We start from the raw sequence: 12,830 nt of genomic DNA on the forward strand, positions 1-12,830 counted from the left end.
TTTTACCTATTATAGAAATAATACCATTCTTTAGCTAAAATATCTACAGCTAATTCGATATTATTATGATTTTCTACATTTTTTTAGCTAATATTACATATTAGTCTATATATACAGCAAGTTTCCTCCTATTTTTCTTTATATATTATATATACATAATACTATTTAACAAACTCAAATATAACGGGGGTAGTTCACAATTTGAACTACCCCACTCTTTTTAAATTATCCCTACTATTAATATTTTTATTTCTCCACAGGTAACGTAAATATAAAATTACTCCCCTTATCAACTTCACTTTCACAATAAATTGTTCCATCATGTGCTTCTACAATTCCCTTTGCTATAGAAAGCCCAATCCCCGAACTCAAAAATTCTGTATCATAGGCACTTATCTTAACAAACTTTTCAAATATTTTCTCATGATATTCTCTAGGAATTCCTTTACCGTTGTCTTTAACAAAAACTTTCATTTTTTCTCCATCTATAAATGCACCTATAGTTATTTTCCCACCTGAATTCGTATATTTAATAGCATTAGAAACTAGATTATTTAATACCCATGTTATTTTCTCTTTATCTACAATTACATTAGGTAAATCAACTTCTACACTATTATATAAAGTAATTCCTATATTTCTTGCCTGTACCTCATAATTTTTAACACAATCATCTGCAATCTCAGCTATCGAATATGCTTTTATATTATATACAGCTTGATCCGACTGTATCTTTGAAAGTCTTAGAAGATCACTAACTAGATCTGTAAGCTTTTCAGTCTCTTCTTTTATTGTATCTAAAAGCTCTTCCTGTTTTTTATTTATGTCTCCTAAATTTTTCTCAAGTATTAAGCCTACACCCATCATAATCGAAGTAAGTGGAGTTTTAAATTCATGAGAAATTGTAGCTATAAAATCTGTACGCACCTTTTCAAGTTCCTTATATTCTGTTATATTTTTTAAAAGTACCACTATAGCATTAATTTTATTCTCTTTATCATAAACTACAGTTACTATAATATTAAAAAAACAAGTTCTATCATTTACCTTAAGGCTTATTATCTTTTCAGTAATCGGAACTTTATTGTCTACCACACAAAAAATATAATCATATAATTCCATATTTCTAATGGTCTCTAAAAAATGACTATTAATTACATTTTGTTCTAATACTCCGAAAATGTTTTCGCAAGACTCATTTAGTAATTGAATTTTATAACTAGCATCAAGTACTATTAATGGATCTGTTATACTTTTTACAATTGCAATAGATTTATTTCTCTCTGAAAGTAACTTTCCGGTAGTACTCTGCTCAAATTCGTAAAGCCTATTTGTCATATTATTAAATTCCATTGCAAGCATTCCAATTTCATCCTCATTTATCACAGGTGCTTGTTTATTAATTTCTCCTTGTTTAACTGATTTTATAGTTTCAGTGAGTAGATATATAGGTTTTAAAGACTTATTTGTAAATATAAGCGATATTATTAATCCTATAATTGCAGCTATGGAGGAAATTAATAATATAAAATGCATTGCATTTAATGCATTACTTTTTGCATTATCCCGCCCTTTAAACATAGCTTTTTCATTAAGTTTCGCTAAAATTCCTAAATCGGCTTTAACCTTAACTACAGAAGGATAAATTTTAGAATTGTAAAATTTCATATTCTCTTGGCTTGTGTGAGAAGTTTGATATTCGTGAAATTTTGAGAAAGATTTAACAAACAGAAGATAGTCCTCACTTATTTTATTAGTATTATTAGCTTCACCAACTTCAGTTATATTAGTTTTTGCAATATTAAGCCACTTATAAAATTCTTCATTGTTATTATAAATAATATCTATTGCACTTTTATTTTCAAAAGCAATATATCTAAGAATTGTCTTATCTTGAGTTTCAATGACCTCAGTCATTTTAGTTGAAGCATCGATGCTCTTGTAATTATTTGTTATTAATCCATCTATCTTTCCACCTACTCTGTATATGTTAAAGCTTGAGAGCAGTCCAATCATTACTATAACTAAAACTAAAAACACATTAATAGTTACAATTTTGCCTTTTAATGTTTTAATAAAAAACACCCCCTTAACTTCAATATACCTTTTAATTGTATTTTAGTGAAAGGGATCTGCAACCACAAGCACATCAATATATTTGGTATCTCTCATTATCGTTCTAACAATTGAACCCCTTAAAATCTCATGAAATCTAGTTCTAGCAGACGGGCCTATAATTATCTGGGTTATATTATTATCAGTTGCGAACTCAATAATAGGTCTTTCACGATGTTTTGATCTTTCCACCTTAAGTTCCACATCAAGTTTCTCACATAATTTTTTTAATTCTTCTAATTTTTTTGACTCTTCTATTCCATGATTATAAGTTTTACTTACAGTTAGAACATAAAATTCTGCTTTTAACATCTTTGCCATTCTATAACCACGCCTAATTAAGTATTCTGCATTAAAATTAAGATTAACACATACTAATATTTTTTCTTGTGCGCCTATTAATCCAGCTACCTTATTTTTATTCTTGTATATTACAAGTTTTTCATCCACTTCATTTGCAACTTCTCTTAAAGTAAGTTCTCTTAATGCGGTTAGATTTCCTACTCTAAAAAAGTTATGCAATGCATCCTCAATTTTATCCTCTGAATAAACTTTTCCGTCCTTTATTCGCCCGCGAAGTGCATCAGGAGATACATCTATAACTTCAATTTCATCTGCAATGTCAATAATTTTATCTGGCAACGTTTCTTTAACCTTAATTCCAGTCATTCTACTAACATGATCATTTAGACTTTCTAAATGCTGAATATTAACTGCTGTCATTACATTTATGCCATTATCTAATATTTCTAGAACATCTTCAAAACGCTTTTTATTTCTAGATGTAGGCACATTAGTATGTGCTAACTCATCTATTATAACAAACTCTGGTTTTCGTGTTATAACTCCATCGATATCAAGTTCTTTTAGATTAATCCCTTTATATCTTATTTCTTTTAAAGGAAGAATCTCTAAATGTCCTATTTGTTCTTCTGTTCCCACTCTTCCATAAGTTTCTATTATACCTATGATAATATCTATATTACTTTTTTTCATATCATTAGCATCATGTAGCATTTGATAACTCTTGCCCACACCTGGAGCACCACCAATATATATTTTTAATTTTCCTCTGCTTTCTTTTTCATAAGCCTCCACCTACTATCACATCCTAAACATATTTTCATTATCAACATAATTTCTATATAATTATTATATTATGTTTAAATATGTGAATCATTAAATAGTTCATAAATATTATTAAATAATTCTGCTTCATCAAATTTATTTAAGTTCTTATTTACCTCACTTATTAAATTATAAATTTCTTTATTATAAGGGTTTATTCCGAGTACTATTTTTAAAGTATTATGTGCTTCCGCGTATTCTCCCTCTTCAAGCAACTTCTTTGATTTTGCTATTAATATCTCTTCTTCTAAATCTTTTGAACTTTCAACAAAACTTTTATCAAGGTTTTCGTTTGAAGTAAATATTTCTTCTAAAACAGAAGTAACTCTATCAGGCGAAAATGGTTTCTGAAGGTAAGCTGCAGCTCCAAGTTTTGTACAATCAACAGCATTTTTTACCGTAGCAAATGCAGTCATAATAATAACGGGACAATTAAAACCCATATCGCGAATTATCTTTAAAACCTCTGTTCCGCTCATTTCCGGCATTCTTATATCTAAAAATATTATATCAATACTTTGCTTTTCTTCTTTTAATATATTTATAGCTGATTTACCAGAATCTGCAGTAAGAACTTTATAACCTTTTAGTTCAAGACATGTGGTTAATAACATTCTTATATTTTTTGTATCATCTATTACCAAAACCTTTTTCATATTATTCACCTACCTCATTAATTTTATTGTTCACATAAATCTAAGATTGTACTAAAACAATTACATTATATAATAAATATTTTCCTTTTTAAAGTGTGCCTTTGCTTTTTAATATATTTGCTATATCTAAATTAGCTTTTAATACGTTCACTCTTGGTTCCCCAAATATGCCTAAAGTTCTTCCTTGTGTATTGTTTAATATAATATTATTTAAATCAGTTGAGCTAATATTAGTAGCCTTTGCAACAGCTGATACCTGTATCTTAGCAGCCTGGGGACTAATATTAGGATCAAGTCCTGAAGCAGAACTTGTTAGCAAATCAGTAGGTACATCTCCTGCTTTTAAACCAGGATGACTTTTTAAAAAATCACCCATATCTTTTCTTACTCTATCCATTAAAACAGGATTTGATGGGCCAAGATTAGACGACCCAGAAGTTACACCTGTATATGCAATATTACCTTTACTATCAGGCTTCAAATCTGCTTTTGTATAGGTATTATAATTAGAATTTGAAACTCTAGAGCGAAAAAATCTTTTATCAGTAAAACTTTGCCCTATAAGCCCTGAGCCAACTTCTTTCCCATTAAAACTAACCATACTTCCATTAGCCTTTTTGTTAAATAACACTTGGCTTATTCCAGTCATAGCTAGAGGATATATTAAACCACATATAACAAAGAGTACCACACTTAATAATACTGATTTTTTTAACATATCTTTCATTTCTATCTCTCCTCATATAAAACCTAAGATTAACCTAGGTTTAGAATTCTAAGTAATGGCGTAACTGCTAAATCTAATAGTTTAATTCCTACAAATGGAGCAATAAGTCCACCTAATCCATAAATTAAAAGATTTCTGCGAAGTAAGGCTTCTGATTTCATTGGTGTATATTTTACACCTTTCATTGCTATAGGAATTAAAGCTGGAATTATTATAGCATTAAATATTAAAGCTGATAGTATGGCACTATGAGGCGTTGATAATCCCATAATATTTAGTACGTTCATCCGTGCTATTCCCACTGCAAACATAGCAGGAATAATTGCAAAGTATTTTGCTACATCATTTGCTATACTAAAAGTAGTGAGCGCTCCTCTTGTTATAAGGAGTTGTTTACCAATTTCTACAACCTCTAATATTTTTGTAGGATCTGAATCAAGATCAACCATATTTGCAGCTTCTTTAGCTGCTGTAGTTCCACTATTCATTGCAATTCCTACATCTGCCATAGCTAGTGCTGGGGCATCATTTGTTCCATCACCTGTCATAGCAACAAGCTTACCTAAATCCTGTTCTTTTTTAATTACAGCAATTTTATCTTCTGGCTTGCACTCTGCTACAAAATCATCTACACCAGCCTCCCTTGCTATAGTTGCTGCAGTAAGAGGATTATCTCCAGTACACATAATAGTTTTAATACCCATTTCACGAAGTCTTGCAAACCTTGCTGTAAGGCCCGGTTTTACGGTATCTTTTAAGTAAATAACACCAAATATCTCATTTCCTACACAAACAGTAAGTGGTGTACCACCGGCACTAGCAACTCTTATTACTGCCGCCTCTAAATCTGTAGGAGCTTTTCCATTAATTTTCTCAACATATTTAATTATAGAATCTGATGCACCTTTTCGAATTTGGACTCCATTTGATAGGTTCATACCGCTCATTCTTGTCTGCGCCGTAAACTCTACAAATTCAGCATCTTTATAATCATCTTCATTAATTGAAACTCCTTGCTTCTTTGCAAGTTCAATTACTGACTTACCTTCTGGAGTTGTATCTTTTATAGATGAAATTAAAGCCTGTAATCTAAGGTCTTCTAACGTATGTCTTCCCACAGGTATAAATTCAGCTGCAAGCCTGTTACCATAAGTAATTGTTCCAGTTTTATCTAAAATCATTGTATCTACATCTCCGCAAGCCTCCACAGCTTTACCGGACATTGCAATTACATTAAATCTTGTTACTCTATCCATTCCGGCTATTCCAATTGCTGAGAGTAGTCCTCCTATCGTTGTAGGAATAAGACAAACAAGAAGAGCTATAAGTGTGGATACCTGCAACGTAACTTTAGAGTAGTTAGCCATAGGATATAAAGTTACTATAACAATTAAAAATATTATTGTTAAAGCTACAAGTAGCGTACTTAACGCAATTTCATTTGGCGTCTTTTTCCTTGAAGCACCTTCAACAAGTTTTATCATCTTATCTAAAAATGATTCTCCCGGAGTTACTGTTATTTCAACTTTAAGCCAGTCACTGACAACCTTTGTGCCTCCTGTTACAGATCCAAAATCGCCGCCTGATTCCTTAAGTACAGGAGCAGATTCTCCAGTAATTGCAGATTCATCAACTGATGCAAGTCCTTCAATTACCTCCCCATCATTAGGAATAAAATCACCAGTCTCAACAAGAACTATATCTCCCTTTTTTAGCTTAGCAGCACTTATTAATTTAAAATTACCTTTTGAATCTAATAATTTTGCAATTGCATCCGTTCGGGACTTTTTTAAACTTTCAGCTTGAGCTTTTCCTCTTCCTTCAGCCACTGCTTCAGCAAAATTTGCAAACAGAACTGTAATAAGTAATATAAATGATACAAGTCCATTGTATCCTCTAATATTTTCACCTTTATCACCAAATACATATGGGAAAAAAGTTAGAAATAAAGTTATTACAAAACCAATTTCAACTACAAACATAACAGGATTTTTCATCATGTATTTAGGATTTAATTTTATAAAAGCACCCTTAATAGCATCTTTAAGTATATCCCCAGTTATAATTTTTTTCTTACTCATAATATATCCAAGCCCCTTTCTAATGACCTAGCATTAAATGTTCTGCTATAGGTCCGAGTGTAAGTGCTGGCAAGAATGTCAAAGCACCTATTATTATTACAACACTAATTAAAATCACTACAAATATGCTATTATCTGTTCTAAATGTAGCCATAGTTTCAGGAACAGCATGTTTAGATGCAAGAGAACCTGCAACAGCGAGTAGTATTATTATTGATAAATATCTCCCAAGGAGCATTACAATACCAGTTGTAGTATTCGCAAACATTGTGTTTCCATTAAAACCTGCAAATGCTGAACCGTTATTGGCCGCCGCCGATGTAAATTGATAAACTGTTTCAGTTAGTCCATGAAAGGCGGGATTTGTTATTGAGCTAAGCCCCATTTTTGTTGTAAGTGCCACAGCTGATGGAAATAATATTATAAGTGGATGCACTAGTATTGCAAGTGCAATCAATTTTATCTCTTTACCTTCTATTTTCTTACCTAAAAACTCAGGTGTCCGTCCAACCATTAACCCTGCAATAAATACTGTGATTATTGCATACATCATCATATTCATAAAACCTACACCTTTACCACCAAAGACTACATTGAGCATCATATTCCATAATGGTACAAGTCCTCCCAGGGGCATTAGTGAATCGTGCATAGTATTTACAGTTCCAGTGGTAAAAGCAGTTGTAATAGTAGTAAATAATGCTGATGCTGCGATTCCAAATCTAACCTCTTTACCTTCCATATTACCCATAACTTGACTTAACCCTACTTTAGCTAAGTTCGGATTTCCTGCTTTTTCTGACATGTATATAATAGGAATCACCATTACAAGTAATACTGCCATTGTTATAAAAATCATTAAGCTTTGTTTCTTATTTTTAAGCATTAATCCAAAGGCAATAACTAATGCTCCAGGTAATGCCATCATTGAAAGTAATTCAGCTAAATTTGAAAAGGTCGTTGGATTTTCAAAAGGATGTGCAGAGTTTGCATTAAAGAACCCTCCACCATTTGTTCCTATATGCTTTATTGATTCAAGGGATGCAACTGGTCCCATTGCAATATCTTGATATTTACTTTCTATTGTTGTTATAGTTTTATTAGGGGCAAGAGTTTGAGGTACTCCTTGCGATACTAAAATCACTGTAACAAATATTGATAATGGAAGTAAAATTCTTGTAATTATTCTTGTCATATCTACGAAAAAATTTCCAAGTGTCTTTTTTCTACCAATAATTCCTCTCATAAATGCACTTGCAGCAGCAAAACCAGTAGATGCAGATGTAAACATTAAAAATGTCATTACTACCATCTGACTTAAATAAGATACTCCTGATTCTCCAGCATAACCTTGTAGATTAGTATTTGTTATAAAACTTATAGCTGTATTAAATGATAAATCTGGCTTCATTGCTGTTATATTATTAGGATTTAGAAAGTGTAGACTTTGTATTCTTAAAATAATATAAGCACATAAACACATTATTGCATTTGATATTATTATTGCTAAGACATATGTTTTCCAGTTCATTTCCTTGTGATTTATTCCAGTTACTTTGAAAATTAAATTATCAACTTTGTTAAGCAATGGATCAACAAAGCTTTTTTCCCCACTTAGAACATTATAGACATATCTTCCTAAAGGAATAATAATTAAAACGAAAACAATTAACGGTATAATAATTTGCATAACTTCCATTTAATAGACCCCCTTTTGAAATGTCATTAAAATTTTTCTGGATTTAAAAGTGCATAAAATAAATAACAAAATAATGAGATTATCATTATTATTAGAATTACCATATGAAATCCTCCTTTAAGCTAATTAGGACATCTGCTACGTAATAGCATAATTACTTACTATTTTCTGAAAAATGCCTAACCCCTTTGCTCGCCTATACCAATAGCCATTCAAAGCTTGTTTCTTAAGTCTATAGAGATTATAATCCCAATTAGCTTTTTACTAAAGCCGAGTAATAGTTCGCCTAAAATGTTCTTGTATTCATTAAAGTTCATTACGACAAACTGTATGCGAGCCTCGTAGTTCTAAGTCGATTATTGACCGTTTTTCTTAGTAGCCTATTTAAAATTGATAATACTCTAGATTTAATGTAATATATTGGATTTTTAAAACAAAAAAACATTACATATCTTTGTTTTTCTGTTATACTACTATTGAAATCAAGCAAACTAACTCTACAATAAACTTATGAGGAGATTAATAAAATGAAAGATTTTGCATTTATATCTGATTTTGATGGAACCCTTACTAAAAAAGATTTTTATAAAATATTATCTGACTTGTATTATAAAGAAGAACTTTCACCCATATTTAAATCTTGGAAAAATGGAGAAATGAAGGATAGAGAATATTTGAACTATGTTTTTAATAACGTTAATAGAAACGAAGAAGAGCTTCTCGAAGATATTTTAAATATTGCCTTTGATCCTACAGCTATTGCTTTTATTGATAAGGTTAAAGCTGCTGGTGGTGATTTTATTATTATAAGTGCAGGAACAAATTATTACATAGATAAGGTACTTGAAAAAAATCATATAGAAGGGGTAGATGTTTATTCGAATAAGAGTGTTTTCAAAGACAATGGAATTCACTTTGATTTAGATGAACATGATGAATTTTACTCAGACTTATATGGCATTGATAAATTAATTGTATTAAAAAAGTTAAAAGTTAATTACAAGAAAATATTTTATGCTGGCGATAGTACTCCCGATCTTAAACCTGCATTAGAAGCAGATCTTGTTTTTGCTAAAGGGAAATTAGTAAATCTTCTAAAAGAAAAAAACAAAGATTTTATAGAATTTGAAAATTTCTCAGAAATTTGGGATAAGTTAAAGATTCACTTATAAAAAATACACTTATTTACTTAATATTTTGCTTAAGTAAATAAGTGTATTTTATTTAAATTTTCCTCATTATTATTCTATGTAAACTTCTCTTAACATCTTAATTTCTTTTGCATGACCTTCTAGTTCATTAGGAGTTTCTAAATAAAATGGTAAATGGCGCAGCTTTGGATGATTAATAATTCTAGTAATCGCCTCTATTCCAATAGATCCTTCGCCTATTGTTTCATGACGATCTTTATGACTTTCAAATGGGTTTTTACTATCATTTAAATGAATTGCATATAACTTATCAAGACCTATAATTTTATCAAATTCATTTATGACCCCATCTAAATTATTAACTATGTCATAACCAGCATCATATACGTGACAAGTATCAAAACATACTCCCATTTTCTCATGTAATGTAACTCCATCAAGGATTTGTTTTAACTCCTCAAAAGTCCTACCTATTTCTGTTCCTTTACCAGCCATTGTTTCAAGAAGTACAGTAGTTGTTTGTTCTGGCTTTAGTATAGAATTTAGCATATTTATAATATACTCTATTCCAACTTGTGTACCTTGTTTTACATGACTCCCCGGATGGAAATTATAAAAGCTGTTTGGGAAAAATTCCATTCTTTTTAGATCATCTTCCATAATCATCCTTGCAAAATCTCTTGTTTTCGCATCAGCAGAGCTTGCATTTAATGTGTATGGAGCATGTGCTAGAATTGTAGCAAAATTGTTCTCTTTTAGTATTTCGAGAAGCGCTGCTACATCGCTTGGATCAATATCTTTTGCTTTACTACCTCTGGGATTTCTAGTGAAAAACTGGAATGTATTTGCTCCTATGCTAAGAGCATCTTCCCCCATAGCCTTATAACCTTTAGATACCGATAAATGACAACCTATATTTAACATACTTATTCCTCCAATAAAAAATTATATTTTAATTTGCGAGTACCTATGCCAATTAAATATAATTTGCCCTATTCTACAATAATTAAGTCTTTTGTATAATGGTTTAATACCTCACAACCATCCTTAGTAACTATTACTAAATCCTCAATACGAACTCCAACCTCACCCGGAATATAAATACCTGGTTCAATTGAAAAAATTTGTCCTACCTTAACTTTATCAGTATTCGCAGCTGAAACATCTCCAAAGTCATGTACTTCTATTCCTATTGAATGTCCTAATCTATGTGTAAAATATTTTCCATAGCCTTTTTCTGTAATATATTCTCTAGCTGCAGCATCGATATCACAAAATCTAACTCCCGCTTTAACTTTCTCAATTCCCCTTTTATTTGCTTCCTTAACAATGTTGTAAACTTCTCTACTGTGGTCTGATACTGTTTTATAAAAAACAGTCCTAGTCATATCCGAGCAATACGAATTCATTTTGCATCCGATATCAATAACTATACTGTCACCTTCTTTAACTGTTGACTCATCCATTTCATGATGAGGGTCAGCAGCATTTGCACCATAACCTATAATTGGATCAAATGAATGTCCCTGAGTGCCCATATCATCCCATATATCTGAAAGCAACTTTCCCATCTTTTTTTCAGAATATTTTTTAGGAATAAGTTTTATCATTTTATCAACAGCAGTATCATTTAGTTTTGACGCTACTCTCATTAGATCTTTTTCATTCTCATCCTTACACATTCTCACCCTATCTAAAATCTCAGATCCATTAACAAATGTGCTCCCACCTTTGAGCTTCATTAGTTTTATTAAGAAATGAGCTGGCCAATTTTTATCTATACCCATTGGCACCTCTTTATCAATGTTTTTTGCAAGAATTTCTACTGGACTCTGAGTATCGTTAAACCATATTTTTTCTACCCCTAAATCTTCATTTATAGGGAATAACTCATTAATAAACAATTTATTTTGTCCATCTAAATTGATATAGAGCACAAGCATTCTCTCTCCAGATAAAATCCATTTCCCTGTAAGATAGAATATAGCCGCAGGATCAGAAACTATCATTTGAGGTATTTTATCTTTTGCCATAATTTTCAAAACTTTGTTAAGTCTTTCCTTTAACATTAAAATCCCTCCTAATATATTGTGTTATCCTACTTTCAATCTATCATAAAATTTAAATAATGTACATGGTTTTTCATACATTTAAATGACCTTAACATTTCAAACAAAAAAGGCCCTACTAAGCCTTCTCTACTTTTAGTGAACTTATATTAAGATAATTTAATGTCTATTTTAATTTCTCCATTTACCAAACAGTAGGCTGTATCCTCTTCAACCTTTATATATACATCTAAAGTCTTAAGTTCTGTAATCTTATGAGACTTTGTCCATTCTTTATATACTTCTTCTAGTATTGTTCTTTTTGAAATCTCTTTACCTTGATATTGGACATAGAAACCAACATCAATTTTCTTAGCTATTGTTCTTTTGGCTCCTGTCTTTTTTACACCAGTAGTTACCTTGGTTGCTTTTGATTTAACATTTTTAGCAATATCTTTTACCACATTAATAGTCTTTTCAACATTTTCTTTTGTGACATCAGACACTATTGTTATTGCCTCTTCTGTTCCCACACTAATAGCTTTTTTATCAGAAGCTAAAGTATTATCTTTTTCCATATTATTTACCCCCATTTATAAAAAATTTTATATGTTACTTACTATATTCGATATTTTTCTTTAAAACCCTTTTTTTAGGAGAATATTATAAATATTATGATGTAAATCTATGTTATTCATTACTTCCCACTAAAAATTTTTTATGTTTAGTTTGCTTAAGATTTACATTCACACTTGATAAAATGTGGAATATAATAAAGTACAACTATAACTTAATTAATTTCACAATTATGCATTAGCAATTACATTGCCTCTATGTGATGGTATAATGCTAAGCTAGCCTAATACTTAAGTTAAAGTATAAGATTCTTATTAGAGTATCCAATTAATTTACTTTAGTAGACTCTTAAACTTTTACTTACTAAATAAGGAGGTTATTTATATGAGTCATAGACATAACAATAATTGTTGCTGTAAACCTGTTCGTTGCTGTAAACCTGTTTGCAACTGTGAAAATACCTGTGGAAATGGATGCGGTGGTGGCTTCGGTAATTGCGGAGCTGGCAGTGGCATTTGGATACTTCTTTTACTATTAGGTTGTGGCGGCATCGGCGGGCGTGGTGGTCGTGGCTGCGGTGGCGGCTTTGGCGGATTATTTTAGTTAGTTTAAAAAGGCACTTCTAATAATATTATTAGAAGTGCCTTCA

The 12,830-nt window shown here is 30.9% G+C and carries 12 protein-coding genes; 2 read left to right on the forward strand and 10 right to left on the reverse strand.

The window, feature by feature from the left end:
• Window positions 1-246: 246 nt before the first annotated feature.
• The 7 genes from KPL54_RS12310 to kdpF all read right to left on the reverse strand — a co-directional run bounded on the left by KPL54_RS12310 (window position 247) and on the right by kdpF (window position 8,510).
• A complete protein-coding gene (locus KPL54_RS12310) occupies window positions 247-2,085 on the reverse strand; it encodes an ATP-binding protein (RefSeq protein WP_216106841.1) in 1,839 nt (612 codons plus the stop codon).
• Between the two features lie 33 nt (window positions 2,086-2,118).
• Window positions 2,119-3,213 (reverse strand): universal stress protein, encoded by a 1,095-nt coding sequence (locus tag KPL54_RS12315; protein WP_268037447.1) that lies wholly within the window; start codon window positions 3,211-3,213, stop codon window positions 2,119-2,121.
• Window positions 3,214-3,278: 65 nt separating this feature from the next.
• Window positions 3,279-3,899, reverse strand: coding sequence for a response regulator (locus KPL54_RS12320; protein ID WP_216106842.1), 621 nt, complete (start codon window positions 3,897-3,899; stop codon window positions 3,279-3,281).
• Between the two features lie 88 nt (window positions 3,900-3,987).
• Window positions 3,988-4,626, reverse strand: a complete 639-nt coding sequence (gene kdpC / locus KPL54_RS12325) for a potassium-transporting ATPase subunit KdpC (protein ID WP_216106843.1) — start codon at window positions 4,624-4,626, stop codon at window positions 3,988-3,990.
• Between the two features lie 29 nt (window positions 4,627-4,655).
• Window positions 4,656-6,710, reverse strand: coding sequence for a potassium-transporting ATPase subunit KdpB (kdpB, locus tag KPL54_RS12330; RefSeq protein ID WP_216106927.1), 2,055 nt, complete (start codon window positions 6,708-6,710; stop codon window positions 4,656-4,658).
• Window positions 6,711-6,726: 16 nt separating this feature from the next.
• Window positions 6,727-8,406 (reverse strand): potassium-transporting ATPase subunit KdpA, encoded by a 1,680-nt coding sequence (kdpA, locus tag KPL54_RS12335; RefSeq protein ID WP_216106844.1) that lies wholly within the window; start codon window positions 8,404-8,406, stop codon window positions 6,727-6,729.
• A 26-nt stretch (window positions 8,407-8,432) separates the two neighbouring features.
• Window positions 8,433-8,510, reverse strand: a complete 78-nt coding sequence (gene kdpF / locus KPL54_RS26840; protein ID WP_216106928.1) for a K(+)-transporting ATPase subunit F — start codon at window positions 8,508-8,510, stop codon at window positions 8,433-8,435.
• Between the two features lie 423 nt (window positions 8,511-8,933).
• Between kdpF and KPL54_RS12345 the strand changes: the two genes are divergently transcribed.
• On the forward strand, window positions 8,934-9,578 hold the full coding sequence (locus KPL54_RS12345) for an MtnX-like HAD-IB family phosphatase (RefSeq protein WP_216106845.1): 645 nt from the start codon (window positions 8,934-8,936) through the stop codon (window positions 9,576-9,578).
• A gap of 69 nt (window positions 9,579-9,647) precedes the next feature.
• Here KPL54_RS12345 and KPL54_RS12350 read toward each other — a convergent pair whose 3' ends face one another.
• The 3 genes from KPL54_RS12350 to KPL54_RS12360 all read right to left on the reverse strand — a co-directional run bounded on the left by KPL54_RS12350 (window position 9,648) and on the right by KPL54_RS12360 (window position 12,183).
• Entirely contained in the window at window positions 9,648-10,481 is an 834-nt protein-coding gene (locus KPL54_RS12350) for a deoxyribonuclease IV (protein ID WP_216106846.1), read from the reverse strand.
• Between the two features lie 68 nt (window positions 10,482-10,549).
• Window positions 10,550-11,626 carry a M24 family metallopeptidase gene (locus KPL54_RS12355; protein WP_216106847.1) on the reverse strand — a complete coding sequence of 359 codons (1,077 nt, stop codon included), beginning with the start codon at window positions 11,624-11,626 and terminating at the stop codon, window positions 10,550-10,552.
• Between the two features lie 149 nt (window positions 11,627-11,775).
• Window positions 11,776-12,183, reverse strand: a complete 408-nt coding sequence (locus KPL54_RS12360) for a DUF6465 family protein (RefSeq protein ID WP_216106848.1) — start codon at window positions 12,181-12,183, stop codon at window positions 11,776-11,778.
• A 382-nt stretch (window positions 12,184-12,565) separates the two neighbouring features.
• Here KPL54_RS12360 and KPL54_RS12365 point away from each other — a divergent pair, with 382 nt between their 5' ends.
• On the forward strand, window positions 12,566-12,784 hold the full coding sequence (locus KPL54_RS12365; protein WP_216106849.1) for a ground-like protein: 219 nt from the start codon (window positions 12,566-12,568) through the stop codon (window positions 12,782-12,784).
• Window positions 12,785-12,830: the final 46 nt, after the last annotated feature.

Origin of the sequence: Clostridium estertheticum (assembly GCF_018861295.1) — a bacterium.
Taxonomy (GTDB): Bacteria; Bacillota; Clostridia; order Clostridiales; family Clostridiaceae; genus Clostridium_AD; species Clostridium_AD estertheticum_D.